The organism is Rhodanobacter sp. UC4443_H10, assembly GCF_052978325.1.
In genome coordinates, this window is record NZ_CM129668.1 from 3,546,766 (window position 1) to 3,573,295 (window position 26,530).

Annotated in this window: 25 protein-coding genes; 18 read left to right on the top strand and 7 right to left on the bottom strand. The window is 69.0% G+C overall.

The features are described 5' to 3' along the window. Positions 1-35: 35 nt before the first annotated feature. Both ACVCMB_RS16005 and ACVCMB_RS16010 read right to left on the bottom strand, forming a co-directional pair. Complete coding sequence (locus ACVCMB_RS16005) at positions 36-812, bottom strand: hypothetical protein (RefSeq protein WP_447105673.1); 777 nt, start codon at positions 810-812, stop codon at positions 36-38. A 316-nt stretch (positions 813-1,128) separates the two neighbouring features. After that, positions 1,129-2,487 carry a cytochrome C gene (locus tag ACVCMB_RS16010; protein WP_447105674.1) on the bottom strand — a complete coding sequence of 453 codons (1,359 nt, stop codon included), beginning with the start codon at positions 2,485-2,487 and terminating at the stop codon, positions 1,129-1,131. Positions 2,488-2,713: 226 nt separating this feature from the next. Here ACVCMB_RS16010 and ACVCMB_RS16015 point away from each other — a divergent pair, with 226 nt between their 5' ends. From ACVCMB_RS16015 to ACVCMB_RS16085, 15 genes are all read left to right on the top strand, one after another. Further along, on the top strand, positions 2,714-3,151 hold the full coding sequence (locus ACVCMB_RS16015) for a sugar 3,4-ketoisomerase (RefSeq protein ID WP_395116695.1): 438 nt from the start codon (positions 2,714-2,716) through the stop codon (positions 3,149-3,151). After that, a complete protein-coding gene (locus ACVCMB_RS16020) occupies positions 3,136-3,801 on the top strand; it encodes an acetyltransferase (protein WP_395116697.1) in 666 nt (221 codons plus the stop codon). The genes ACVCMB_RS16015 and ACVCMB_RS16020 overlap by 16 nt, the downstream gene beginning before the upstream one ends. A gap of 6 nt (positions 3,802-3,807) precedes the next feature. Beyond that, complete coding sequence (locus ACVCMB_RS16025) at positions 3,808-4,761, top strand: hypothetical protein (RefSeq protein WP_447107189.1); 954 nt, start codon at positions 3,808-3,810, stop codon at positions 4,759-4,761. Further along, complete coding sequence (locus tag ACVCMB_RS16030; protein ID WP_447105675.1) at positions 4,748-5,680, top strand: GNAT family N-acetyltransferase; 933 nt, start codon at positions 4,748-4,750, stop codon at positions 5,678-5,680. The genes ACVCMB_RS16025 and ACVCMB_RS16030 overlap by 14 nt, the downstream gene beginning before the upstream one ends. Then, a complete protein-coding gene (locus tag ACVCMB_RS16035; protein WP_447105676.1) occupies positions 5,680-6,837 on the top strand; it encodes a DegT/DnrJ/EryC1/StrS family aminotransferase in 1,158 nt (385 codons plus the stop codon). The genes ACVCMB_RS16030 and ACVCMB_RS16035 overlap by 1 nt, the downstream gene beginning before the upstream one ends. Continuing rightward, positions 6,834-8,087 (top strand): O-antigen translocase, encoded by a 1,254-nt coding sequence (locus ACVCMB_RS16040; protein ID WP_447105677.1) that lies wholly within the window; start codon positions 6,834-6,836, stop codon positions 8,085-8,087. Before ACVCMB_RS16035 ends, ACVCMB_RS16040 begins: the two co-directional genes overlap by 4 nt. Beyond that, a complete protein-coding gene (locus ACVCMB_RS16045; RefSeq protein ID WP_447105678.1) occupies positions 8,084-9,013 on the top strand; it encodes a glycosyltransferase in 930 nt (309 codons plus the stop codon). The genes ACVCMB_RS16040 and ACVCMB_RS16045 overlap by 4 nt, the downstream gene beginning before the upstream one ends. After that, entirely contained in the window at positions 9,010-10,170 is a 1,161-nt protein-coding gene (locus ACVCMB_RS16050) for a hypothetical protein (RefSeq protein WP_447105679.1), read from the top strand. Before ACVCMB_RS16045 ends, ACVCMB_RS16050 begins: the two co-directional genes overlap by 4 nt. A 10-nt stretch (positions 10,171-10,180) precedes the next feature. After that, positions 10,181-10,999 carry a Wzz/FepE/Etk N-terminal domain-containing protein gene (locus ACVCMB_RS16055; RefSeq protein ID WP_447100851.1) on the top strand — a complete coding sequence of 273 codons (819 nt, stop codon included), beginning with the start codon at positions 10,181-10,183 and terminating at the stop codon, positions 10,997-10,999. A 144-nt stretch (positions 11,000-11,143) separates the two neighbouring features. Further along, complete coding sequence (locus tag ACVCMB_RS16060) at positions 11,144-12,028, top strand: class I SAM-dependent methyltransferase (RefSeq protein ID WP_447105680.1); 885 nt, start codon at positions 11,144-11,146, stop codon at positions 12,026-12,028. A gap of 4 nt (positions 12,029-12,032) precedes the next feature. After that, positions 12,033-13,253, top strand: coding sequence for an amidohydrolase family protein (locus ACVCMB_RS16065; protein ID WP_447105681.1), 1,221 nt, complete (start codon positions 12,033-12,035; stop codon positions 13,251-13,253). Between the two features lie 2 nt (positions 13,254-13,255). Continuing rightward, on the top strand, positions 13,256-13,957 hold the full coding sequence (locus ACVCMB_RS16070; protein WP_447105682.1) for a class I SAM-dependent methyltransferase: 702 nt from the start codon (positions 13,256-13,258) through the stop codon (positions 13,955-13,957). A gap of 26 nt (positions 13,958-13,983) precedes the next feature. After that, positions 13,984-15,501, top strand: a complete 1,518-nt coding sequence (locus ACVCMB_RS16075; protein ID WP_447105683.1) for a B12-binding domain-containing radical SAM protein — start codon at positions 13,984-13,986, stop codon at positions 15,499-15,501. A gap of 4 nt (positions 15,502-15,505) precedes the next feature. Continuing rightward, entirely contained in the window at positions 15,506-16,642 is a 1,137-nt protein-coding gene (locus tag ACVCMB_RS16080; protein WP_447105684.1) for a glycosyltransferase family 4 protein, read from the top strand. Further along, complete coding sequence (locus tag ACVCMB_RS16085; RefSeq protein WP_447105685.1) at positions 16,639-17,778, top strand: glycosyltransferase family 4 protein; 1,140 nt, start codon at positions 16,639-16,641, stop codon at positions 17,776-17,778. Before ACVCMB_RS16080 ends, ACVCMB_RS16085 begins: the two co-directional genes overlap by 4 nt. Here ACVCMB_RS16085 and ACVCMB_RS16090 read toward each other — a convergent pair. From ACVCMB_RS16090 to ACVCMB_RS16100, 3 genes are read right to left on the bottom strand one after another with little or no spacing between them, the layout of a single operon-like run. Beyond that, the gene (locus ACVCMB_RS16090) at positions 17,740-18,678 is read right to left on the bottom strand and encodes a methyltransferase domain-containing protein (protein WP_447105686.1); all 939 of its coding nucleotides are present in this window, start codon (positions 18,676-18,678) and stop codon (positions 17,740-17,742) included. The genes ACVCMB_RS16085 and ACVCMB_RS16090 overlap by 39 nt on opposite strands. Positions 18,679-18,708: 30 nt before the next feature. Next, a complete protein-coding gene (locus ACVCMB_RS16095) occupies positions 18,709-19,926 on the bottom strand; it encodes a nucleotidyltransferase family protein (protein WP_447105687.1) in 1,218 nt (405 codons plus the stop codon). After that, positions 19,901-21,415 (bottom strand): B12-binding domain-containing radical SAM protein, encoded by a 1,515-nt coding sequence (locus ACVCMB_RS16100; RefSeq protein ID WP_447105688.1) that lies wholly within the window; start codon positions 21,413-21,415, stop codon positions 19,901-19,903. The genes ACVCMB_RS16095 and ACVCMB_RS16100 overlap by 26 nt, the downstream gene beginning before the upstream one ends. A gap of 236 nt (positions 21,416-21,651) precedes the next feature. On the opposite strand from ACVCMB_RS16100, the gene ACVCMB_RS16105 reads away from it, so the two are divergent. The 3 genes from ACVCMB_RS16105 (at position 21,652) to ACVCMB_RS16115 (ending at position 25,346) form a co-directional block, all read left to right on the top strand. Beyond that, entirely contained in the window at positions 21,652-22,674 is a 1,023-nt protein-coding gene (locus tag ACVCMB_RS16105; RefSeq protein WP_447105689.1) for a serine kinase, read from the top strand. Between the two features lie 106 nt (positions 22,675-22,780). Next, a complete protein-coding gene (locus tag ACVCMB_RS16110) occupies positions 22,781-23,392 on the top strand; it encodes a peroxiredoxin (RefSeq protein ID WP_447100842.1) in 612 nt (203 codons plus the stop codon). 187 nt (positions 23,393-23,579) lie between these two features. After that, entirely contained in the window at positions 23,580-25,346 is a 1,767-nt protein-coding gene (locus ACVCMB_RS16115) for an ATP-binding cassette domain-containing protein (RefSeq protein ID WP_447105690.1), read from the top strand. A gap of 247 nt (positions 25,347-25,593) precedes the next feature. Here the strand turns inward: ACVCMB_RS16115 and ACVCMB_RS16120 are convergent, their stop codons facing one another. Both ACVCMB_RS16120 and ACVCMB_RS16125 read right to left on the bottom strand, forming a co-directional pair. Further along, entirely contained in the window at positions 25,594-26,007 is a 414-nt protein-coding gene (locus tag ACVCMB_RS16120; protein ID WP_447105691.1) for a hypothetical protein, read from the bottom strand. Further along, complete coding sequence (locus tag ACVCMB_RS16125; RefSeq protein WP_447105692.1) at positions 26,004-26,504, bottom strand: hypothetical protein; 501 nt, start codon at positions 26,502-26,504, stop codon at positions 26,004-26,006. Before ACVCMB_RS16125 ends, ACVCMB_RS16120 begins: the two co-directional genes overlap by 4 nt. Positions 26,505-26,530 lie beyond the last annotated feature (26 nt).

A 26,530-nucleotide genomic window follows, 5' to 3' on the forward strand; every position in this document is an offset into this window, starting at 1 on the left:
GCGTGCCGTTTCGGCCGCAAAAGGTTGCCGGTGCATCAGAACGATCGCGAGATCGTGGCCATCCAGGGCTGCGCTTTCACGTATCCGGTCGATTGCCACGATCCCAGGTCGGTCACGACACGATCGAGCTCCAGCCGCCATGGCCCGTTGACCCACATCAGGCCGATCTGGCCATAGCGGTAGAAGCCGTCGCGATCGTAGCTCCGGTAATGCCCATGACGGCGGTAGCGCGCCGGCGGGACGTGGGCGACACCGGCGCCCGCGGAGAGGAAGGCATGCTCCGTCAACGGCCAATGGAAATCGAGGTCGGCGGCAACACGCGTCCGCCGGTCGCCGGGGCCGATGAAGCGGCTGGCCGACAGGCCAAACGCCAGGGTGTCCCGGTACAGCCAGTGGACCCCGACTTCGCCGCGGTCATGGACGGACGAGCGGGTGCTCCCGGCGTAGCGGTAGTAGAGCAGACCGGCCTGCACCTGCCAGTCGGCGGAGAGCGACCAGTGGCGCGCTCCCTGGAGCAGGGTCTGGGCGATGCGCCCCGGCGAACGGGCTTCGGCACTCCCGGACAGGCCCACCGACCAGCCGGTCGACGAGGTCCACGAGGCGGCCGCCTGGACGACGGGCGTGGCCGGCGTGATCGCCAGCCCACGGTCGACCAGCTGCGAGCTGAGCGCGACCGTGCCGGTGGCCCCTGGCGCCGACTGGGCGTGCAGCAGCGCGGGATGGCAGGCGGCCACCGCCAGCGCAAGCCAGGCCAGCCCGGTGCGGGCGAGGTGCCCGCCGCGGCGGCCGAACCCGGTGCGGCATCGGTGCAACGCGATGCTTGCGTGTCGTGGGCAACCTGCGGCCATGGGATCTATCTGGTGTCCAGGTGCATCGCTGCCGTGCGGTGGACGTGCGCAGCGACGATGCGCAGCGTCGGAAAACCTGGCCGGGAGGCCATCGGGCCACATCGCTTCATTGTTCGACTGACCGGGCATGGCTGCCTTGCATGGCCTGCTCGCGCCACGAAAGGCGCGCGCCCGTTATAGCCGATCCGCACGGTGAAGAGAGGGCCCGTCGGCGGAGTCGGTCCTGAAGGCCCGCCCGCCCGGCAGCGCGGGCCCCGCGTGCCGGCGTCCGTGCACGTCTTCAGAATGCCGCGCTCGCGGAAATCGTGAACGCGCCGAGGTCCGCCGCACCGGTCTTCGGTGCCCCGGGCGGCGCGCCGAAGACGTTCGTGCGGGCCCCGTTGAACCGGCTGAAACGGAACCAGGTGGCGTAGATCCTGAAGTTGGCCAGCGAGCTGAAGGACTCCTTGCCGAATGGCACCCAGAACACGCTGACCAGGTTGCTGGTGCTGTCGGGGCTGCCGTAGGGCACATAGCGGGCGGGGTCGCGCGAGCCGGTGCTCACCATGTGGGACACGGCGATGCCGTAGCTTTGCCTGAAGGTGTAGATGGCGGTTGCGATCTGGTCGCGGGCGGAGCCCTGCGGCAAGGCGAGCAGACCCGGCACGACGGGACTGGGCGGCGTACTGCCGTAATCGCGCTTCTCGAAGATGTTCACGTAGCTGAGCTGCAGGATGTTCTGCCGGTTGCCCAGGTACTGGTAGCTCAGGTCGTAACCCAGGTCGGTCACGTCGTCGGCCAGCCCTTGCCGCGGCCGCTGGCGTCTGGTCGACAGACCCACTACGCCGGCCGAGACGAACTGGGTCTTGAACTCCTTCATGTAGGCGAAGCGGAAGTATCCCGTGTCGCTCAACTTGCCCGGATCGCCGCCGGTCGAATAGCCCAGGCGATCCTGCACCGAGGGCTGCATCGAGTTGTACGTGCCGACCTCGCCGTACCAGTTCGAGTCGAACAGTGCGTAGACCGTGGCGCCGATGACGCGGTTGGCCGGTGCCGCGGGGCTGGAAAGGTTGAGCAAGGTGCCGGTGACGCCCGGCGGGCCCAGGTTCGATGCCGCAGGAAGGACGGCCAGCGGGTCGTTGAAGCCGGGACTGTTGTTGACGCTCACGCCGAGGGTCAGGTCCTTGCCGATGAACTTGAGCGTCCTGGCGACGAAGCGCAGGTCGAGGTTGCGCAGCCGGGTGTTGTATTTGCCGTCGCCGACGTTGTCGGCCTCGATCTTGACGAAGCCGCCCACGTGGTCGGTGAGTCGTCCGGCCAGGTAGAGGTCCGCCTCGCTCAGCCGGGTCTGGCTGTCGCCGCGCAGCGGGTTGGTGTGCGCCAGCGTGACCTGCGCGGCCAGCGGCAGGGCGCCGCTGATGTTCGCCTCGGTATAGCCACCGAGCTTGAAGCGCATGCCGGCCGGCGTCAGCGCCGGTCCGTTGTCGCCGCCGCCGTACGCACTGGAGTGGCAGACCGCGCAGACGTAACCGGTCTGGCGCGCAAACGCGGGAACGGCCTGGGCAGCGCCGCTGGCGAGCAACAGCAGCAGCGCGAGGCCATACCACGGGTATCGGGTTCCGGATCGGCGAATCGCGGGTCGGTGCGGGAAAGGCAGCATGGGGTTTCCTTCGTCTTGAACGGATGCGGCAGCCGCTGAGCGGCCGTGAGCCCGTCGGCGATGCCGCCCGGCCGTGCCGGTGCGTCGCCGCAAGATGCGGGTAAGTGCCGCACGGGCCGCGAAAGGTTGTGCCGGCCCTTCGCGCGCTTCGACGCAACCTTCGGCCGGCCAGGCGGCACTCAGCCATGTAAGTCGCCATCCCATGATTTGCAGCCGGATCCGACCCATGGAAATCCAACGCGTCCCCTTGCTCAAGCATGGCGACCACCGCGGCATGCTCGTCGCGCTGGAACAGGGCGGCAACGTGCCTTTCGCGATCCGGCGCGTGTACTACATCTTCGCCACGAAGGACGGCGTGCACCGCGGTCGGCACGCGCACCGTCACCTCACCCAGCTGGCGGTGGCGGTGCGCGGTTCGGTGACCTTCCTGCTGGATGACGGCAGCGGCGCGGTCGAGGTCGTGCTCGATGATCCTGCCCAGGGCCTGCTGCTCGGCAACATGGTGTGGCGCGAGCTCTACGATTTCAGCGACGACTGCGTGCTGATGGTGCTGGCCGATCACCTGTTCGATCCGGACGATTACATCACCGACTACGCCGACTTCATGCGTGAGGTCAGCGGCACCATGCAACTGGCGGACATGACAGCATGCCAAGGCCGCTAGTCCTGGTCGGCGCCGGCGAGTTCGCGCAGATCGCCTGCGAGTACTTCGAACACGACAGCGACCACGACGTGGTGGCCTTCAGTGTCGAGCGCGACTACCTGGTGCAGCCGACGCTGGCGGGGCGTCCGGTGGTCGCCTTCGAAACACTCGAAGCGGATTACCCGCCGGCCGATGTGGACGTGTTCGTCGCCGTCCCGTCCAGCCAGCTCAACCGCTTGCGCACGCGCCTTTACCGGGAGGCGAAGCGTCGCGGGTACCGGCTTGCCACCTATGTCAGCACGCGTGCCTTCGTGTGGCGCAATGCCGAGGTGGGCGAGAACAGCTTCATCTTCGAGGGCAACGTGATCCAGCCGTTCGTGCGTGTCGGCAGCAATTGCATCCTGTGGAGCGGCAACCACGTAGGGCATCGCACGGTGGTGCGCGACAACGTGTTCATCGCCTCGCACGCGGTCATTTCCGGTTACTGCGAAATCGGCGAGAGCAGCTTCGTCGGGGTGAACACCACCTTCAACGACCACGTCAAGGTGGCACCTGACAACGTGATCGGCGCCGGCGCGCTGGTGACGCGCGATACCGAGCCGGGCCGGATCTACGTCGGCTCGCCTGCGCGCGCCGTGCCGGACAAGTCCAGCTTCGACGTGAAGCTCTGAATGCGCATGTTCGAGTGGAGCAAAAAGGGGCTGGTGTTCGAGACCGCGCGGCATGGCGTGGGCGGCTGGATGCGCCACTCGGCGCTCACGCCCACGCCGTATCGCCTCGACGAGGAGTGCATCCGCGTCTACGCGGGCTTTCGCGATGGTGACGGCGTCAGCCGCATCGGCTATGTCGACGTGCGGGCGGATGATCCGGCGACGATCGTGCGCGTCAGCGCCGAGCCGGTGCTCGACATCGGCCGGGGCGGCTGCTTCGACGACAACGGCATGATCCTCGGCGACGTGGTCGACGGACCGGGCGGCCTGCACCTGTTCTACGTCGGCTTCCAGCATGTGGCCAAGGCCAAGTTCCTGGCCTTCACCGGCCTGGCGCTGTCGACCGACGGCGGCGAACATTTTCGACGCGTGCAGGAAACGCCGATCCTCGATCGCGCGCCCGGTCGCAGCACCATCGGTGCGGTGCATTCGGCGCTCCACGAGGGTGGTCGCTGGCGGCTGTGGTACGCCGTGGGCGACGACTGGGAAATCATCGGCGGCCAGCCGTTTCCGCGCTACCACATCCGCTGTGCACAGACCGATGATCTGCGCGTCATGCCGCGCGAGGACCAGGTCTGCCTGCTGCCGCGCGGCAGCGAGTACCGGATCGGGCGGCCGCGCGTGTACCGCTTCGACGGCAAGTACGTCATGTACTTCACCCGCGGCAATCTCGGCGGCGAATACTTTCCCGGCATGGCGTGCAGCGACGATGGCGTCCACTGGGAGCGCCGCGACGAGTCGCTGGGCCTGACACTTTCCGCCAGCGGCTGGGATGCGCGAACCCTCTGCTACCCCGCGCTTGTCCGCCAGCGCGACAAGCTGCTGATGTTCTACAACGGCAACGACATGGGCGTGGACGGCTTCGGCGTGGCCGAAGCCCCCGCGTCGCACCTCGACGGTGGCGCCGATGCTCGCGGTTAGGCCTTACGCGGCTGCCGATGCCGGCGCCTGGGATGCCGTGGTCGAACACTCGCGCAACGGCAATCTGCTGCATCGGCGCGGCTACATGGATTACCACGCCGACCGCTTCATCGACGCCTCGCTGATGATCGAGCGCCGCGGAGAGGCCGCGGCGGTGTTTCCGGCGAGCAGGCTGGGCAACGTGGTGACCAGCCATGGCGGGCTCACCTATGCCGGCCTGATCAGCAGCCACGCCCTGCGCGCCGAATCGACGCTCGCCGTGTTCGAGCAGATGGCCGGCTGGTATCGCGCGCATGGCGTGCAGCGCATCGTCTACAAGGCGGTGCCGCACGTATTCCACGCGTATCCGGCGGAGGAGGATCTGTACGCCCTGCAGCGCATGGGTGCGCGCCTGGTGCGCCGCGACCTGTCGTCCGTCATCGCGCTGCAGGAGCCGTTCCGCTTCACCGAGCCGCGGCGCCGCGCGATCAGGAAGGCTGGGCGGGCAGGCATCGAGCTGCACGTGGACACCGATCCGACATCGTTCCACGCGCTGCTGTCGGACGTGCTGCGAAAGCATCAGGTGACGCCGACCCACAGCCTGGCGGAACTGCGCCTGCTGCAGGCGCGCTTTCCGCGCCGGATCGTGCTGCACGAGGCGCACAGGCAGGGTGTGCTGCTGGCCGGTGCCCTCGTCTACGATTTCGGCCGCGTGGTGCATACCCAGTACCTGGCCGCCTCCGAGGAGGGGCGGCAGCTCGATGCGCTCAGCTTCCTGCTCGCCGCGCTGATCGGCAGCACGTATGCGGGCCGGCAGTATTTCTCCTTCGGGGTATCCACCGAGCAGGCCGGGACGGTGCTCAACAGCGGGTTGGTCGCGCAGAAGGAATACTTCGGCGCGCGCGGGATCGCGCACGATTTCTACGAGTGGCCGCTGTGATGGGCTCCGTCGTGATGAAGAACGGACCGGCAGGCGCTGCCTCGGGCGACGTCCCGTTCCTGAACCTCGGTGAGGTCAATGCGCGGTACGCCGACGAGTTGAAGGCTGCGGCGGCGCGCGTCATCGATTCGGGCTGGTATGTGCTGGGCGACGAACTGAAGGCCTTCGAGCGGGAGTTCGCCGCCTGGTGCGGTGCACGCCATGCCGTGGGCACGGGCAACGGGCTGGATGCGCTGTCGCTGATCCTGCGCGGCTACAGGGAGCTCGGTGTCCTCGCCGAGGGCGACGAGGTCATCGTGCCGGGCAACACGTTCATCGCCAGCTTCCTGGCGATCAGCGAGAACCGCCTGGTGCCGGTGCCGGTGGAACCCGGCGCGGCGACATTCAACCTCGATCCGGCCTGCGTGGCGGCGGCGATCGGGCCGCGCACGCGCGCGATCATGGCGGTGCATCTGTATGGCCAGCTGGCCGACATGCCGGCGCTGCGGGCGCTGGCCCGGCGGCACGGCTTGCTGCTGATCGAGGACGCGGCACAGGCGCATGGCGCCGCACGTGACGGGCGCAAAGCCGGTGCGTTCGGCGACGCGGCCGCCTTCAGCTTCTTCCCGGCCAAGAATCTCGGCGCGCTGGGCGACGGCGGCGCGGTGGTGACCGACGACGACGCGCTGGCGCAGCGCATCGCGGCGCTGCGCAACTACGGCTCCGACGTGAAATACCACCATCTGTTCCAGGGTGTGAACTCGCGCCTGGACGAAATGCAGGCGGCGCTGCTGCGGGTAAAGCTGAGGTATCTCGATGCGGACCTGGCATGGCGTCGCCGGGTGGCGCGTCGCTATCGCGATGGCATCCGCCATCCGCAGATCCGGCTGCCGGACGTGGCCCGCGAGGAGCAGCACGCCTGGCATCTGTTCGTGGTGCGCTGCGCACGGCGCGATGCGCTGCAGCGGCATCTGCACGTCCACGGTATCCAGACCCAGGTGCACTATCCGGTGCCGGCGCATCGGCAGCCGGCGTATCCCGCGCTGCGGGATTGCCGCCTGCCGCGGACCGAACGACTGTGCGATGAGGTGCTGAGCCTGCCGCTGGGGCCGACCTTGCGCGATGGCGACGTGGAGCGGGTGATCGAGGCCTGCAACGCGTTCGGGCGTGGCGCATGAACATCGCCCGCACCGGTTTCTACACGAGCATCGCCACCGCCGCGCGGCTGCTTGCCGGGCTGGTGGCGATCAAGCTGGTGGCGTGGTTCGCCGGGCCCGAGGGCGTGGGCAAGCTCGGCCAGTTCATGAGCCTGATGTCGCTGCTGGCGGTGCTGGCCGGCGGCGGCATCAGCTCGGCCGTCGTCAAGTACGTCGCCGAGTACCGCGACGATCCGCAGCGGCTGTCGCGCCTGCTGTCCGCCGCGCTGTGGTACGCGTTCCTTGCCTCCTGCCTGATGGGCGGTCTTGCCCTGTTGCTGAGCCGGCAGCTCGCGCTGTGGCTGCTGGACGATGCGGGCTATGCCGGCCTGATCCGCGTGCTCGCCGTCGCGCAGCTCGGCATTGCGCTGCTCAACTACATTCTCGCGGTGGTCAACGGCTTCATGGACGTGCGCCGGCTGGCCTTCATCCAGGTGAGCGGATCGGTGATCGGCATCGTGATGATGGTCTGGCTGGCGCGCTGGCTGCATCTGTACGGCGCGCTGCTGGCGCTGGTGCTGAGCCAGGTGCTGTGGCTGGTCGTCGGCGTGCCGGCGTGGTGGCGCAGCTCGTACTTCCGCCGCGGCATGCTGCGGCTGCGCTACGACCGTGAAATGACCTTGCGGCTGGCGACGTTCTCGGTGATGACTCTCACTTCCGCGCTGCTGCCGCCGCTGGTCAACATCGCCATTCGGGACCACCTCGCGCTGCAGTTCGGCTGGAGCCAAGTCGGCTACTGGCAGGCGGTGGGCAAGGTGTCGGATGCCTATCTGCTGTTTCTCACCGCGGCGATCAATATCTACTACCTGCCCAAGCTGGCATCCACGCATGGGCGCGAGGCGCTGCTGGCCGAGCTGCGCACCGCCTGCCGCTACGTCCTGCCGGCGGTGGTGGTGCTGGCGGCCATGGTGTACCTGCTGCGCGAGTGGGTGACCTGGCTGCTGTTCACGCCGGATTTCGCCGCCGCCAACGCGCTGTATGGCCCGCAGCTGGTCGGCGACGTCATCAAGATCGCCTCCTTCGTCCTTTCCTACCTGATGTTGGCCAAGGCGATGACGAAACTGTTCGTCATCTCCGAATGCGTGTTCGCGGCCAGCTATCTCGCGCTGGTCTGGGTGCTGGCGGCGCGCTTCGGCGTGGTCGGGGCGATCTACGCGTTCGCGGCGAACTATGTGCTGTATCTGGTCTTCAACCTGCTGGTGGCCCGGCGTTACCTGGGAGGGCTGCGATGATGAGCGACGACGTGCCGCTGGTATCCGTGCTGATACCGGCGTTCAACCACGAGCGTTTCGTGCAGCGCTGCCTGGACAGCGTGCTGCAGGACCCGTATCCGGCCAAGGAGCTCATCGTCATCGACGACGGCTCCACCGATGGCACCGCCGAGCGGATCGCCGACTGGGTCGCGACGCACTGCATGGATATCCCGATCGAGTACGTGCGGCGGGAGAACCGCGGCATCGCGGCGACGCTGAACGAGCTGGCGGCGCGCGCGAGCGGCGAGTTCCTGCGCCCCGGCGCGAGCGATGACTACCTGCTGCCCGGCGGGCTCGATGCGCAGGTGCGCTACCTGCTGGCGCATCCGGACAAGGGCGCAGTGATCGGCGATTCGATCGTCGTCGACCAGGACGACAACAAGCTGCATGACAGCGGCATGGGCCTGCTGCACGGCGGCAGCAAGACGCTGTACCGGTCCGACGACGGCATCCGCCGCGCCATCATCAGCCACTGGGCGATCGGCGGGCCGGTGGCGCTGATGCGGCGGAGCGCGCTGGACACCGTCGACCGCTGGAGCGAGGGCCTGCGCATCGAGGACTGGGACATGTTCCTGCGCCTGGCGGCCCGCGATGCGCTCGGCTTCATCGACGTCGGCGTGTGCGCCTACCGCATCCACGGCACCAACCTGAGCCGGACGCGGCACACCGCCACACGGATCGGCAACCTCGCCGAGTCGCGCCAGGTCGCGCTGCGCCGGGCGTGCCTGTTCGACGAGCCGTACCGGACCCTGCTGCGGGCGCAGGCGCACTACATCGGCGCCAAGATCGCGTTCCTGCAGGGTCAGCCGTGGTCGCTGGCGCGGCATCTGCTCGCCTGGTCCTGGTTGCGGTTGCTGTCGAGGCTGCGGCCTTCATCCAGGCACCGCGGCGCGGAGGCGACATGAAACGGTTGCCGTGTCTGCCCTCGGCGTATCTCGCACTGCCGCTGCTGCTGGCGTGCGCGCTGACCCTGCTGACCTACGATCTTCCCGTCGACTACCTGTCGGGCCTGTTGCTGCTGGCGGTGGTCGCCGCGGCGATCCTGCTGTTCGATGTCCAGGCGGGGATCAGGATTCCGTCGCCCGCGCGGTTTCGCGCGCGCAGCTACGTCGGCACCCGCGATGCGTTCGTCGCGCTGGCCTTCGCGGGCGTCGTCGCGTTGTTCTGCGTGCTCGACCTGGCGCTGTTCCCGATACCGCTGTTCAACAATCCCTCGTCCTATGCCGCGATGGGGGACGGGCGCGAACATGTCCGGCACGTGTCGGACATCTGCTGGGTACTGCCGCCGATCGGGCTGCTGTGCGCCAGGAGCCGGTGGTTGCGCACCACGCTCGTCGCCATCGGTTTCCTGTTTCCGATCCTGGTGATCGACCGCAACCGGGTGTTCGCGACGGTGTTCTCGTTCGCGCTGGTGATCCTGCTGCGCCGGGACGAGGCCAGGCCCTTGCCGTGGAGGGCCGTCGGCCTGCTCGGCGTTGCCGGCGTCAGTGTCTTCTCGGTACTCGGCATGTTGCGGTCCGGGACGCTGGCTTACATCACCCTGCCGTTCAGCGCGATGTATCGCGCGGTGCCGGAAGGCGTCAAGTGGCTGCTGCTCTACGCCAGCGCCGGGCCGTACAACTTCAGCGCGATCCTGGCCAAGGGCTACGTCAACACCAGCTTCCTCACCCATCAGGTCGTTCCGCTGAGCGGGTCCGTCGCGACGGCCGGCACCGGCATTCCGCTGGACGCGCCGACCATCAACGTGGGCACGGAGTTCTTTCCGTTCCTGATGGCGTGGGGTCCGGTCGGCGCGGTGGCTGCCATCGTCGTGCTCTACGCGATGCTGCGCTGGAGCGTGCAGCGCCTGCGGGCCTCGGTATCGCTGTTCGCGCTGCTGATCTTCCTGCGCGTGTCCTACGTTTGCGTGATGGCGCCGTTCGCGCCGCAGGCCTACACCTGGACGAACGCCGGCTTCATCGGCCTGTGCCTGCTCATGCAGGCGTTCGCGGCCTGGCTGCCGAATCGGCGAGCGGCAGCGTCGGGCACCGCGCGAATCGCGTCTCCCCCTTCCACCCAGTGAGTGCCCAACCATGGAACAAGACGAAATCTATCTGATCGACCTCTGGCGGATCTTCACCCGCGGATGGATCTGGTTCGCGGGCGTGCTGATCCTGGTCCTGGTCTGCACCTATGTCTTCGCGCACACGGTGAAGCGCCAGTGGGAGGCGACTGCGTGGATCCAGATCGGGCAGGTCGGGCAAGTGCTGTCGGGCCAGGACCCCAAGGTGGAGCCACTGCTGCGCGTGATCGAACGGCTGGAACTGGTGCCGTTCGAGAACGAGGTCCTGCAAGGCGCCGGCTACGCGCGCGATTCGTCGGTGGCAAAGCTCTATCGCAGCAGCCTGAAGCTGGAGCCGCTGCCCTATGCCGGCCCGTTGATCCGCCTGCGGGTGCGCGCCTATTCCCGCGAGCAGGCCGCCGAGCTGGCCACGGCGACGGTGGCCCGGTTGGGTGCGATCCACCAGCGCCTGGAAGAGGTGCCGCTGAAGGCGGCGCGTGAGCGCCTGGCCCGCAACGAGGTCGAACTGCGGACCGCCGAGGCCGACCGGGACCGTTATCGGCAGGCGGCCGTGCCGGGCAGCAAGGACGCCCAGGGCCCGGTGCTCGCCAGCCTGCTGCTGGCGAACAAGAACGAGGAGATCCGCGGCTTGCGGCAAGTGAGGATGGATCTCATGGAACGCCTCGGCCCGACCTACACCTACCAGACCTCGATGGTGTGGCCGGTCTACGTGCCCGACAGGCAGGCGTTTCCGAATCCCGAGCTGACCTGGGGCATCGGCCTGCTGCTGGGTCTGTTCCTCGGCGCATGCGCGGCCGTGGCGAAGGCCGGCCGACGACGGATCGCCTGAACGTTTGCCGGTGCGTTCAACCAAAACGGCATCTGCATGCACTCACCGGTCAGGCCCGTGACGTGTCGCGGGCGACCCTGGCTGCACCCGAAGGTGTCGTGCTGAAGGAAAACCGGCGTCATGGCGGGACGGAGTTCGTTCGATATGCGTGGAGTGCACAAGCAGGAATCCGGGCACCGCGCCACGCCCGCCGGCAGCGTCCGCCGTCCCCCGCGGCGCGCGCCGCTGGACGAGGCGCAGCTGCTCGACACGCAGCGCGCGTTCGACAGCGTGGCCGCCGACTACGACGGGCCGCGCGGCAACAACGAACTGATCCAGCGCATGCGCACGACCTTGTGGGATGTCGTGCACAGCGAGGTGCAACCCGGCGCCCGCCTGCTCGACCTGGGCTGCGGCACCGGCATCGACGCACTCGAGTTCGCCCGGCGCGGCTTTCGCGTCGTCGCCACCGACTGGTCGCCGCTGATGGTCGAGCGCACGCGGGCGCGCGCGGCGGGTGCGGCCATGCAGTCGCGCGTCACCGTCGCCCACCTCGGCGTGCAGCAACTCGATCGGCTCGACGGCGAGTTCGACGGCATCTATTCCAACTTCGGCCCGCTGAACTGCGCGCCGGATCTCGCTGCCGTCGCCGCCGAATGCGCGCGCCTGCTGCGCCCGGGCGGCAGCCTCGTCTTCTCGGTGATGGGCCGGATCTGTCCGTGGGAGCTGGGCCACTACGCGTTGCGCGGCCGCTTTCGGCGGGCCGGCGTGCGCGCCGCGCGCGGCGCGACGGCGGTGGGCATGAACCACCACACGATCTGGACCTGCTACTACCTGCCGCGCGAGTTCTACCGCGCCTTCGCCGAGCACTTTTCGCTGGCGGGCTATCGCGCGCTGAGCCTGTTCATGCCGCCGCCCTACCTGGTGGATTGCTACCGTCGTCGGCGCCGCTGGTATGAACGGCTGGGCCGGCTTGACGACCGCCTCGGCGCGCTGCCGTTGCTGCGCGACATGGGCGACCATTTCCTGATCGTGATGCGGCGGCGCTGAGCGCATGGACTTCCTGCAGGCCGCGATGGACGTCAGCTTGTGCCGGGCCGTTTCGGTCACCGCGGAGGCCAGCTCGCGCGTGCCGCTGCCGATCCGCGCCGGACGGATCGGTTCCTCGCTGGCCGCGCGGGCGTACCGGATCGACCTGCGCGACCACCTGGTCTTTCCCGGGCTGATCAACGCGCACGATCATCTGCACGTCAACGCCGTGCCGCCGCTGCAAGCCCGCGCGCCGTTTCCCAACAGTTATGCGTGGATCGCCGCCTTCCGGACGCATTTCGGGGAGCCGGCGGTGATCGCCGCGCTGCAGGTGCCGAAGGCCTTGCGGCTGCGCCACGGCGCGCTGAAGAACCTGCTTGCCGGCACCACCTGCGTGGCGCATCACGACCCCTGGCATGCGGCGCTCGACGAGCCGGATTTCCCGGTTGCGGTGCTGCGCGACTACGGCTGGAGCTATGCGCTGGGCTGGCCCGATTACGGCCCGCCGATCCGGCAGAGTTTCGCCGCCACGCCCGCCGACCGGCCCTGGCTGATCCACCTGGCCGAAGGCACCGACGCGATCGCGCAGGCGGAACTGGCCCGGCTCGACGCGATGGGCTGCCTGGCGGCGAACAGCGTGCTGGTCCACGGGGTCGGCCTGAGCGAGCGGGACATCGATCGGGTGATTGAGCGCGGCGCGGCGGTGGTCTGGTGTCCGACCAGCAATCGCAACCTGCTCGGGCGCTCGCTGGACCCGCGGCGCCTGTGCGCGGCGGGCCGGCTTGCCCTGGGCAGCGACTCGCGGCTCAGCGGTGCCCGCGACCTGCTCGATGAAATGCGCGGCATCGCCGCGCGCGGCGAGCTGAGCCCGAGCCAGCTGCTCGGCCTGGCCACCAGCCAGGCCGCGCGCATCCTGCGGCTGTCTGCGGTCGGCAGCCTGGCGCCGGGCGCGCCGGCGGACCTGGTGATCGTCGAGGATCGCGGCGGCGACGAACGCTGTGGCCTGGTCGGCATCTCGCGCAGCGAGATCCGGGCAGTGGTGCGCCACGGCGTGCCGCGCATCGCCGATCCGGATTTCGCCGAATGGTTCGACGTCGCCGGCATGGACGCCGTACCGGTGACGCTGGACGGCAGACCGAAACTGCTGGCCAGGCCGCTGGCCGAAGCGGCGCTGGTGGCGCTCGAACCCGGCCTCGAACTGGTAGCCGCGCACCACGCGCGCGATCTCGTCATGGAGGCCGGCTAGCCATGCTGCCGCGTTTGCCGATGTTGATGCCGGCCGAGGCGTATGCCTTGTGGGCATCCAGTTATCCCGCCCGCGCCCACAACCCGGTGATGCAGGCGGAGGAGCGCGCCATGCTCGCGCTGATGCCGGACCTGCTGCAGGGAGCGGCCGTGCTCGATGTCGGCTGCGGCAGCGGACGCTACATGCTGCACGCGCTGCGACGTGGCGCGGCGCGCGTGATCGGCGTGGATCTGTCGGCGCCGATGCTCGCGCGCGCCGGCACCGAGCTGGCCCGGTGGCAGGCCGCCGCGGACATCGACCTGGTGCAAGGCAGCCTCGAAGCCCTGCCGATACCCGATGCGCGGGCCAACCTGACGCTCTGCGGCCTGGTCGTCGGCCATCTCGACAATCTGCAGCGATCGCTCGCCGAGCTGCGCCGGGTGACCCGGCCCGGCGGCACGCTGTTGTGCAGCGACGTGCATCCGATCGGGCATGCGCTGGGCTGGCTGCGCGATTTCAAGTCGGACGGCCGGCACTACGCCGTGCAGCACACGCAGCACCTGTACAGCCACTGGCACGCGGCCTGCGCCGCGCTCGGGCTGCGCATCGAACAGGTACTGGAACCGATGCTCGACCCGGCCGGCATCCCCGCCGATGCGCGCTTCGACCGCACCGCGCTGGAGGTTCCCGTGGCGCTGGTGTTCCGGCTGCGGCGCGAGCCATGACTTCCCCGAATTCGCAGGCTTCTGCCATGACCCATGCCTCACGCACCTTGCTGATCAATCCGACCATCACCTCGCGGCGCAGCGCGCGCTTTCCGCTGTCCCTGCTGCACCTGTCGGCGGCGCTGGAGCGCAGCGGCCACGACAGCCGGATCATCGACGGCAATGTCGACCGCGATTTCGTCAGCGACACCTTGCGCGCGATGGAACAGAACGCCTTCGACGCGGTCGGCGTCAGCGTCATGGGCGGCCCGCAACTGGCGCCGGCAATCGCCGTGTCCGGTGCGATCCGCGCACGCTTCCCGGCGGTGCCGATCATCTGGGGCGGCTATTTCCCCACGCTCAACCCCGACGCCGCGTTGGCTGCGCCCTACGTCGACTACGCGGTGCGCGGGCAGGCCGAGGAAACCCTGCCCGAGCTGATTGCCGCGCTGGACGGCAAGGCCGACGCGAAGCTGGCGACCATCGGCGGGCTGTCGTGGAAGCGCGGCGGCGCGGTCGTGCACAACCCGAATCGCCGTTTCACCCTGGCCGACCACGGCATGGTGCTGCCCTACGACAAGCTCGGCGACCCGCGGCGCTACCTGGCGCGCACCTACCTCGGCCGCCGCACCGTCGCGCACCAGGCGTCGATCGGTTGCCGGTTCCGCTGCACCTTCTGCGGCGTGGCCGCGATGTTCGGCGGCACCACCGTGTTGCCGGCGCCGCAGCAGCTCGAGCGCGACCTGGGCTATCTCAAGCATGAGCTGGGCGCGGATTCGGTGCAGTACTTCGACAACAATTTTTTCGACCGCGAGCGGGACATGCTGCCGCTGCTCGAAGTGATGGCCAGGTTCGAGATGCCCTGGTGGTGCTTCGCCCGCGCCGACGCGCTGCTCAACCTGTCGGAGGAGGCGTGGAGGCTGGTGCGCAAGAGCCGCTTGCGGATGGCGTACATCGGTGCGGAATCACCGAACGGCCAGATGCTCAAGGAGATCCGCAAGGGCACGCGGCCGGACCAGACCATGGCGGTGGTCGAGTTGTGCCGCCGGCACGGCGTGATCCCCGAGTTGTCCTTCATGGTCGCACCGCCGGAGAACACCGAGGAGGAGACCGAGCACACCTTCGAGTTCATCCGCGCATTGAAGCGGATCAATCCGCAGTCCGAGATCGTCATCTACGTCTACACGCCGCTGCCGGAGAACAGCCGGCACGAGCAGGACCGCGCGAGGCGGCCGGGCAAGCCGCTGCTGGACCTCCATGGCGCGCCGGTGGTGTTCCCGACGACGGCGGAGGAATGGGCGCAGCCGCGCTGGGTCGACTACACCTGCCACGCGGACGCGCCCTGGCTCGACGACCGGCTGCGCCGGCGCATCCGGGATTTCGTCACCGTGTTGCGCTGCCGCTTTCCTACCGTGCAGGACCTGCGCTCGCCGCCGTGGGCCAAGCGCAGCCTGAGCGCGATGGCGCTCTGGCGCTATCGCTACGGCAGGTACGATCGGCCGTGGGAACTGGAGCTGGCCAACCGCCTGGTGCGCCTGCGCATGCCGCAGGTGTCGGGCCTCTAGCGCGGTGCGCGCCGTGCACGTCGCGCAGCTCAATTTCCTGCCCGCGCCGGCGGGACTCGCGCCGGCCGAGGTGCTGGAACGGTGGCACTCGCTGGCGGACATCGCCGAGGCGGCCGCCAGCGCCGGCACCCGCGTGTCGGTGATCCAGGCGGCGGCGCGCGAGGAGCGGATCACGCGTGGCGGCATCGACTACCACTTCGTCGACATCCGCGGACTGGAAACGGCGACCAACCGGGGCCGCCGCTTCGCCAGCCTGCTCGGCGACATCCGGGCCGACGTGCTGCACGGGCACGGCCTGGGTTTTGCCGAGGACGCCTTCGCGATCGCGCAGTGCCTGCCGCAGCTGCCGATCATCCTGCAGGACCACGCCGACCGGGCCCCGCGCTGGTGGCGCCGCCGGCGCTGGCGGCGCTGGTATGCGGCCGCCACGGGGGTTGCCTTCACCGCGCGCGAGCAGGCGCAGGCGTTCGCCGTCGCCGGCATGTTCGGGCCGCGCATGCGGGTGTTCGCGATACCGGAATCCAGCAGCCGCTTCACGCCTGGCGACCGCGCCGCGGCCCGCGTCGAAACCGGCCTTCACGGCGAGCCCTGCGTGCTGTGGGTCGGCCACTTGAACCGCAACAAGGACCCGCTGACCGTGCTCGATGGCGTGGCGCGAGCGGCGATGCGCTTGCCCGGCCTGCAACTGTGGTGCGTGTTCGGCCATGCGCCGCTGCTGGAGGACGTGCGCCAGCGCATCGTTGGCGATCCGCGGCTCGCCGGCCGCGTGCATCTGCTGGGCAAGGTGACGCATGCGCAGGTCGAGCAGCTGATGCAGGCGGCCGACGTGTTCGTCTCGGGCAGCCATGCCGAAGGCAGCGGCTACGCCCTGCTGGAGGCGCTGGCCTGCGGCGTCGTGCCGGTGGTCACCGACATCCCGTCGTTCCGCGCGCTGACCGATGGCGGCCGCATCGGCAAGCTGTGGCCTTGCGGCGACGCGGCGGGGCTCGCCGCGGCCCTGCTCGACGTCGGGTCGAGCCGGATGCCGCCGGCACGGGTGCGCGCGCATTTCGACGCCGCGCTGTCGTTCGCCGCCGTGGGCCGGCAATGGGCCGAGGCGTACGCGCAAGTGCGCGAGGACCGGCGCCGGGGCGCGTCGTGAAACTCGCGCTGGTGGTGCCAGGCGGGGTGGATCGCGGCGGCGAGTTCCGCGTGATCCCCGCCTTGCTGGCGCTGATCGAACGACTGGCGTGCACGCATGAGGTGCATGTCTTCGCGCTGCAACAGGAAGCGGTGGCCGGTCGCTGGGAACTCGCCGGCGCCACCGTGCACAACATCGGCACCGGCTGGACGCGCCTGCGCGCGATCGCGGCGGTCCGCGCCGAGCATCGCCGCGCGCCGTTCGGCCTGGTCCACGCGATCTTCTCAGGCTCGTGCAGCCTGGTTGCCGTCGCCGCGGCGAAATGGCTGCGGCTGCCCAGCCTGGTGCATGTCGCCGGCGGCGAGCTGGTTGCGTTGCACGCGATCGGCTACGGCGGGCGCCGAAAGTGGAAGGGCAGGCTGCGCGAGGCGTGCGTGCTGCGCGCCGCCGATGTCGTCACCGCGGCCAGCGCGCCGATCATCGACGCATTGCGGGTGCTCGGCATCGAGGCGCAACGTGTGCCGCTCGGCGTCGACCTGCGAGCCTGGCCGCCGCTCGCGCCGCGTGCGCGCAGCGTCGGCCCGGCGCGGCTGATCCATGTGGCCAGCCTCAACCGGGTGAAGGATCAGCCGACCCTGCTGCGTGCCCTGGCCAAGCTGCGCGAGGACGGCCCGGCTTTCCGCATGGCCATCGTCGGCGTGGATACCTTGCGTGGCGAGACGCAGCGGCTGGCGCGCCAGCTCGGGCTGCAACACTGCGTGGATTTTCTCGGCTTCAAGACGCAACGCGAATTGCGTCCGTGGCTGGAAGCGGCCGACCTGCTGGTGATGTCGTCGCAGCATGAAGCCGGCCCGCTGGTGTTGCTGGAGGCCGCGGTGGCCGGCGTGCCGGCGGTGGGCACGGCGGTCGGACACTTCGTGGAGTGGTCGCCCGCGGCGGCGTGCAGCGTGCCTGTCGGTGACGCGGGCGCGCTGGCCGATGGCATCCGGCAGCTGCTTGCCGACGAACCACGGCGGCAGCGCATGGCCGCGGCCGCGCAGTGCCTGGCGCTGGCGGAGGACGCCGACTGCACCGCGCGCCTGTTCGAAGTGCTGTACCGGCGCGTCCGTGGACACGGATCACGCGGGCTTGCGTGCGAGGTAAAGGCGGAACCGTGAAGGCTCGCGGCGGCCGCGAAGTTTCGCCATGAGCGGGCGCATTGCCCAGCGCGGGCCGTACCACGGGCGATGCACCTCCCACCGGATCGACTGCGCATCCGCCAGACGGCGCAGCCGCTCGTCGGTGAGGTAGCCCAGGCTGGCGATGGCATCCGCCGCGATGCCGTGGCGGCGCAGGAACACCTCGCGACGCTCGGTGAGCATGCGCTGGCCGCTTTCATCGCGGGCGTACCACGGCGTGTCGGCGATGATCACCGTGCCGCCGACTTTCACGCAGCGCAGTGCTTCGCGCAGGCAGGCCTCGCCGTCTTCGGCGTAGTGGAACGAGGCGTTGAACACGGCCGTGTCGAACTGCGCGTCGGCGAACGGCAGGCGGCGCATCTCGGCCTGGAAGCGCGGGAACAGCGCCGGCAGCCGCGCCCGGTAGTGCCGGGCCGCGCCCAGCCCGTCGCGGTCATGGGCAAGCAGGTCGACCGCCACCGGCCGGTAGCCGGCCAGGGCCAGGCGATAGCTCATCCAGCCGTTGCCGGCGCCGAGATCGAGCACGCGATTGCCTTCCAGCAGATGCCGCACGATGTAGTCGTAGCTGCGCGCGCGCATCCGCCATTGGTCGCGATCCGTTCCGCCGGTGTCGCGGTAGGGCAGGGCGAGGTAGAACGCCTCGCTTTCGCTGCCACGGCCCTCCGCCATCCTGATCCGCTCGTAATCCGCGATGAAGCGTGCCAGGTGCGCGGCCGATTCCGGCGGCAGCGCACGGGCGATGCCGTTCTCGACGGCGATGACGAAGCCGCATGCCGGGCAAGCCAGCATGTCGATCGAGGTCCTGCAGCGGGGGCAGTGCAGGCGCAGCTCCGCCAGCGCCGCCGCGTCCGCGGCATGGCGGGCGGGCGAGGCGTCCATCGCTGGCTGCGTTCGCGGCATCGGCGGCTGCTACGGTGCGTGGAGCGGTGGTTCCAGCGCCGCGCGCACCGCGAACATGGTGTCCATCCGCGGCACCGGCCGGGTGAGCCAGGCGAGGATGCGCCGCCGCTGCGACAGGCCGGCCCAGGCCGGGCCCTGCTGCAGCCACAGCTGCGTGCGCACCATGTCGGCCCGTTCGCGGCTGGCTTCCGGCGTGGGCCTGATCCGTTGGCGGAGGCAGCGCGCGAGTTCGCCGAGGGAGCGCGACCACTCCATGCCGTGAAGCGCATGCAGCCACAGCTCCGAAGAGGAAACGCGGGTCAGCGTCTGGCGGCGCGAGACCATCCGCAACAGCGGATGGCAGTCGACGGCGAGTCGCGCAAGCGCATCTGGCGGAACCACATCGCCGTAGTAGCGCGCAGCCAGCAGCAGCGGCGGCAGCGCATACCAGGGCGCGTCGGCGTGCTCGTCCCACAGCACGTCCCAGTCGCGCGCGGACAGGCGCGCCGACAGCAGCGCGATGTCGTGCAGATGGAGCAGGCGCAGGCTGCGGTTGCAGAGATTGCCCGCGGCGTGCAGCAGCAGGTGGTTCATCAGCGCGCCGGGCGACGGGTAGGGGTTCAGCCCGGGTTGCGGCTGCGGCGGACGGATGCGCACGGTGATGTCGACCGCAGTGACCGGCAGCCGCTCCTGGATGCGCGTGTGCAGCTCGATGTTGACCGGCGTGTCGCGGTGCTCGCCCAGGCCGGCAAAGGGCGCGCCGGTCGCCGGCTTGAACACCCGGTGCTTCCACGCGGCGAACGACTCCACGTAGCCGAGTTCCTGCAGCAGCCCGATCGCCGGCGCGACATCGTCTTCGCGAACCAGCAGGTCGATGTCGGCCATCGGCCGCTCGCCGGCCGCGTAGATGCCCAGCGCGTGCAGGGCGCAACCCTTCAGCGCGACGATGGCGATGCCGCTGGCACGGGCGCCGACATCGATGCCCTGCAGCAGCGTCTCGATGCGCCGATGGCGATGCTCGACATGCGCGCGCTGCTCTGCCAGGAACGCCTGCCATGGCGGGTGCCGCCACGCGGAGAGACTGCACAGCAGTGGCGACACGCCGTGCACGGCAGCGGCGGCGGCGGCCAGCTGCCATTCGAGATCGCTCCACGGCGGCGTGGCGCCGCCGGGCCGCGCCAGCTCTGCGGCAAGCGTCTCGGTGGTGCGGCGCAGGCCGGCCCTAACGACGTTGAGCGGTGGCAGCATGGGGCAGCAGCCGGATGTCGATTCGCGGGGCCTGGGACGGCGAGGGCGTGGCGTCGTCGCAACGATGCGCCCGTTCGGACGCGACCAGCGCGTCCCATTTGGCGTCCAGTGCCGCGCTCGCCTGCCGGTGATGCTCCAGCGAGTCGATTGCCTTCAATTGCTGCAGCGTGACCTGCTCGTGCAGCAGGTCGCGTACGCTGCGGTAGAAATCCGAGTCGTAGGCGCCGTGGAACATCATGGCCAGGTCGCCGCTGTCCCGCCAATGCGTCTTGTCGCCAAGCTGGGCCTTGACCTTGTCGTAGAACCTGGTTCCCGGCAGCGGATAGGAGACGCTCACGCCGATGTCGTCGGGCGCGGCCTGTGCCACCAGCTCGCGGGTGGCCAGCAAGTCGTCCAGCTGCTCGCCCAGATAACCGAGCTGGATGAAGAAGCCCACGCGGATGCCACGCTGGCCCAGCCGCACCCGCGCCGCAATCAGGTCGGCGACCCGGGTGCCCTTGGACATGCTGTCCAGCACGCGTTGGCTGCCGCTTTCCGCGCCCAGCCACGCCTCCGCGCAGCCGGCCTGTTCAAGCGCGTCGGTCATGCGCTCGCTCATCAGGTCGGCACGGGTCTGGATGGTGAACGGAACCGATCCGCCGGCGGCGCGAAGGCGAGCCCCGAACTGCGCGACCCAGTCGACATGGAAGCCGAAGATGTCGTCCGCCATCCAGATGTGGTCGGGTTTGAACGCCTGCTTCAGGTGGATCATTTCCGCCGCCACGTCGTCGGCGCTGCGCTGCTTGTAGTGGTTGCCCCAGATCGGCTTGGCGCACCAGTTGCAGCGGAACGGGCAGCCGCGCGACGCGGCCATGTTGAGGCTGAAGTAGCCGTGCCGCTCGTGCCACAGGTTCCGGTAGCGTTCGACGTCCACCAGGTCCCAGGCGGGGTGGCCGATCAGCCGGGGATCCGGCGGCATCGCGCCCATGCGTCGCGCCTGGGTCGTGCCGTCCACCCGCGTCGCGATGCCGGCGACGCCGTCGAGCCAGGGGCGGTCGTCGATGGCCGGGTCGCGCGCCAGCCGCCCGGTCAGTTCGAGCAGCGCCGCAATCCCTTCGCCCATCAACACGGCGTCCGCGCCGGCGTCGAGAAACGGGTCCGGCTGGTCGGAGGCGTCGGAACCGGCGACGATCACGCGGGCCCCGCGCGCACGCGCCTGGGCGATCATCCGGCACGCCGCCTCGCGCATGCGGCCCAGGCACATCTTGGTCAGGTAATTGAAGTTGTCCTCGTAGAGAACCACGACGTCCGGTTGCGCGGCACGCACGGCGCCTTCGTAATCCTCGACGCCATCGGCGAGCATCGCGTCGAACAGCGTGACCTGGTGACCCATCTGCCGGAGGAGTGCGGCAATCTGGATCGTGGCGAGCGGGGGATAGGGCTTGCCGCGTTCCCATTGCTTGGGGTCGTACCTCAGGAAATAGGAGTGACCGACCTGGATCTTCAGCATCGCGAAAGGGCCTCGAACGTCGCCGCGGAATTCAGCATCGACGGCGGAGGAACCGGCCCCGTCGTCGATGCTGCCGGCAGGTGAGTGCCGCGGCGTGCGGCTTCGGTTGCCCTGCGGGGCGAAGCTGGTTGGCGTGCAACCTTTCCGCGGCGACTGCGCACTCAGCAGCAGACCACCGCCATCGGATTCGCCGCACCGTGCAACTCCCCCCGCGCCGGGCAACTCGTTCGATGGCGATGGCATCGACTTTCCATGGCGCTGATGCCGGCGCCGACCCGTTCGGCGAGCGATCGGTCGGTCGCCGTGTCGTGCGCCGGCGGATACTCGGCGGGCGTTTCTGTTTCGGCAGCGCCAGCGAGGCACTGCTGCATCTGGTCGAGGCCGCTTATGGCGGCCTGCCGCGGCACCGCGTGTCGATGGCGATACCCGAGTTCCGCATCGAGTTGCGCCTGTCGCCGCCGCGGGCTTCGCCGCCCGCGGGCGAGCCGCCGCCGGTGCAGATGCAGTCGGGCGCGGGGGTGATCTGCGGCGTGATGGACGCGTCGAACTACGTCGTGCTGGCGCCCGCGCAGCAGCGTGCCCTGGTGGCGGCATCCGTCGACATGCTGGAGCGGCCCTACCATCTTCGCTACGAACTCATCGAGTTCGCCGTTTTCACGTTGGCCACGCGCGGGCAGGGACTGGTTCCGCTGCACGGTGCCTGCGTGGGGTGGCAGGGCCGGGGCATTTTGCTGCTGGGAGCCAGCGGCTCGGGCAAGTCGACGCTGGCCCTGCAGGCCTTGCTGCAGGGTCTGGATTTTCTCGCCGAGGACGCGGTGTTCGTGGCGCCGCAAGACATGCTCGCCACCGGCGTGGCCAACTACCTGCACGTGCAGGCCGATGCACTGCGCTTCGTCGAGGACGCCGGCGCCCGGCGCTGGATCGGCGAGGCGCCGGTCATCTGCCGCCGCAGCGGGGTGCAGAAGTTCGAGGCCGACCTGCGGCTCGGGCCCGGCCGGCTCGCCACGGCTCCGCTGCAGCTGGTCGGTGCCGTGCTGGTTTGCGGCGAGCCTGCCGCCGACCGCGCCGCGGTGCTGCGTGCCGTGCCGGCGGCGGAGGTCGCCGCGCGATTGGCCGCCACCCAGCCGTATGCGTCCGGGCAGCCGGGCTGGGCCCGCTTCGAACAGAAGATGGCGGCGCTGGGCGTGCATGAGCTGCGCCGCACCGACCATCCGCGGGATGGCGTGGCGGCGTTGCGCCGATTGCTGGGCGACGGGTGACCGCCTTGCGCCACCGACCGCCGACGCGGCGGCGAGTAAGCTGGGGTTTCCCCGGGCTCACGTTCCACCTCCGGCAGACCACGAACCCCTCACGAGGACTACGACCATGAAGATGCATTTCGCGGGATCGATGGCAGTGGCCGCGCTGTTCGCGCTGGCTTCGGCGACGGCGACCGCCGCCGCGCTCGCCCCCGGCACCATCGCGCCGACCTTCACCGCCCAGGCCAGCCAGGCCGGCAAGCAGTTCACCTTCTCGCTGGCCGACGCGCTGAAGAAGGGGCCGGTGGTGGTGTATTTCTATCCCTCGGCCTATACCAGCGGCTGCGACCTCGAAGCGCACACGTTTGCGGTCAACCGGGACAAGTTCGATGCCGCCGGTGCGACCATCATCGGCGTGTCGGCCGACAGCATCGACCGGCTCGACGTGTTCTCGGCCGACCCGGACTACTGCGCCGGCAAGTTCCCGGTCGCGTCGGATGCCGAGGTCAAGGTCGCGCTTTCCTACGGCCTGGAGGCGATGAAGGCACGCCCGGGCATGAAGGACGTGCGTGGCATGGCCATCGACCACGCCTTCATCCCGCGCACGACCTTCGTCATCGCCGGCGACGGCAAGATCGTCGCCACGCTTTCCTCGGAGGCCGATCATCTGCGCCCCGACGAGCACGTGAAAGAGGCACTGGCCATCGTGCAGAAACTGCACGCTGGCAAGGCGCCGTAAGCGGAACCCCGGCGCGCAGGTAATGACGTGCGCGCCGACCTGACCGGGTGACGATGCAACCGTGTGCGTGCCGGAGGGCACTCACCGCCATCGCGGTCGCCCGCGGTGACGAGGCGCTGCCGTCGATCGTGACGGAGCGTCTCCGCACCGCGGCGCGCTCGCGGGCCATCCACCCGGATCAGCAGCGATGCCTGACGAACCCTCGGCGCCCGGCCGCACGCTCGACCTGCTGCGTTCGCTCGCCCGCACGCTCACGGCGGATGACGTCGCGGAGATCGTCGCCTATGTCGTGCTGTCGCTGGCGGCGGCACTGGCCGGCAGTCTCGCCGCGGTGCTGCTGGTGCCGCTGGTGCAGCCGGGGCATCCCCTGCAACTGGCGGGCGGCATGTTCGACGCCGGTGGTGGCGTCGAGAGGCGGGCCACCGCGTTTGCGGCGGCCACCGCGGTTTTCGCCGTGCTGCGCTGGCTGGTCGCGTGGCTCGGTGCGCGGCTGACCAGCCGTTATGGCGTGGCCCGGCGGCGTCTGGTGCACGCGCGGCTGGTGGATGCGCCGCTCGCCTCGCTGGCCGACTCGACCTCCGCCGAAATCGCGAACGTCCTGACCTACAACGTCGAGTTCCTCACCCAGGGCTTCGCCGCGCTGCTGCAGTTGCTGGTCGCCGGGGTCACCACGGTGGTCAGCCTGGCCTTCGCGTTCTGGGTGTCGCCGCCGCTGATGCTGGCGGCACCCCTGCTGGTCGGTTTCGCGCTGGTCGCGTCGCGCAGCTTCGGCCGCGAACAGTCGCAGGTCGGCCGTCGCTATGTCGCCGACATGACGCGGCTGTTCTGGCTGAGCGAGGATTTTCCGCGGCGCCTGCGCCACATCCGTTCGTTCGAGCGCGCGGATGCGGAGAAGGAGAGTTACGGCGCCATTTCCGCGGCGCTGGGCCATGGCTACCGGCGCCAGCTGGAGCTGGTGGCGGCCGGCCGGCTGGTGCTCGAACTGCTGGCGGCGGTCGTGATCGCCGCCGTCTTCGTGCTCGCCTGGCGCTGGCACGGCGTCGACCAGTCGTCGCTGATCGCGGTGTGCCTGCTGCTCGGGCGTCTGTTGCCCTACCTGGTATCGACGCGGCAGTGCTTCCAGCAATTGCGCTCGGCCGTGCCGGCCTTCGCGCTGTGGCAGCGCTACATGAACCTGGACGCGGTGCGTGCGCCGTCGGCGCCGTCGCCGGCCACGCCGTGGGGCCGGAGCGCGCTGCACGTCGAGCGGATGCAGCTGGCGCCGCCGCTTGCCGGCATCGACGTCCGTCAGCTGAGTCTGCGGCCGGGTGAACTGACCCTGGTCTGCGGCGACTCCGGCATCGGCAAGAGCAGTCTGGTCGACGTGCTGGCCGGCATGGGCATGCCCGGCGCTTTTGCCGCGCGCGTGGATGGACGCGCCATCGACTTCGGCGAATACCGGGAACTCGTGCGGCATGGCGCCTATGTCAGCCAGAGCGTGCGGCCGTGGCAGCACTCGGTGCGCGAATGCCTGCGCTGGGCCGCGCCCGAGGCCGATGACGCGGCGATGCAAGCCGCGCTGCGGGACGTCGGCCTCGGCCCGCGACTGGCCGCTTCGCCGCAAGGGCTGGACACCGCGCTGCACGACGCATCGAGCCGGCTCTCCGGCGGCGAACTGCAGCGGCTGCTGCTGGCCCAGGTGATCCTGCGCCAGCCCTTCCTGGCCGTGCTCGACGAGGCGACCAGCGCGCTCGATGCGGCGTCAGAAATCCACGTGCTTGCCGCCATGAAACGCCGGCTGCCGCAGACGATCCTCGTCGTGGTGTCGCACCGGGCCAGCGTGGCGGAGCTTGCCGACCAGCGCCTGGCCATCGACGCCGATCTCGTCGCGACGATCGCCGCCAGGGCCGATCCGTACGGCGCCGTGCCGCAAAAGCACGGCGGGCATGGGCGCACGCGGGACAGTCTGGTCTGAACTATCGACCGACGCTTTGCCATCGACCCACGCCCGCGGCGACCTTTCGTGATCAGTCCCAGCCGCTGATCTTCCTGCCGGCGCCGCCCTCGTAGTGGGCGAGCTGCGGGATCAACCGCGCGCGCCTAGGTTAGCTGCCAGAGGGAAAACTGTCCCTGACACCAGGGTTGCAACACCATTGTTGCACCATTGTTGCAGGGCAAAAGCTTCATGCGCTCGGGTTGATGGGAAGTCTCCTACGGAATTGTTAGGCACCACTTGCTTGAGGCCCAGGTAATGCGGGTGGCGCGGGTGGGAGCTGTATTCCGTCAAAGCGGAACAGGATTGGAAGGAACTCCGGGCCGTTGAACACCGTTATAGGGCGCGCCCAGTGCAGAGAAATAATGCGCTCACCAGTGTTTGGAACATCGGTAACCTTTGTCTCTCCAATAGCGGTATAGATAAACAGCCAATCGCCGGGCTGCACGCTTCCGTGGCCAAACCAAAGCATATTGTCACGGATTGGAATAGCAGAGCCGTTATGCCCTCTGATTCCTAGCATCAGTCCGTAGTCACCAAGGTTAACTTCTTGCAATACGCGGATTACGATGCGTTCAAGATTTGGAATTCCATGGTCATACACGCCAAAGAGTTGGAGTTCCTCAATAGTGAAAGTGCTCATTCCGGCGATGCCCCCCGCGCTGGAATTACAACGAAGAGCAGAAGTCCGGCCGCGAGCAGTCCGATCAAAACAGCCGCGTTGGTCAGATTATTTTTGAAGAGGTCGATGGCTACCCCAAGGAGCGCGGTACCGACGAATGTGCAGATACTTTTTGTGCGCGATGAGCTATGAGCTTGACTGAGCCTCTCTTTGAGTTGTGCAATTTCAATCCGCAATGATGTCATTGTCTCAGCGGTCGATCTGGCCTCTGCATTTCTTTCGGAAATCGTCTGGTGGGCAGCGGCAAGCTGATTGCTTGTATCCCTCATTGAGGCTGCCAAAAGTCTTGCGGCCACATCGCCTCCCAGGTTGCGGGAGTGAGTCGCGAGAAGTCCATCTATCGCATCTGGAACTGTTGCAACTTGCATTGGTGGTGCGATTGCTGTCGGAACAAGCGCAGATCCTTGACTCTGCGTTCCATCTACGCCTGTTGAAATTGCTTTGGGTATCTCGCTCATGCGGAATCTCTGTTGTGGTGCCTAAC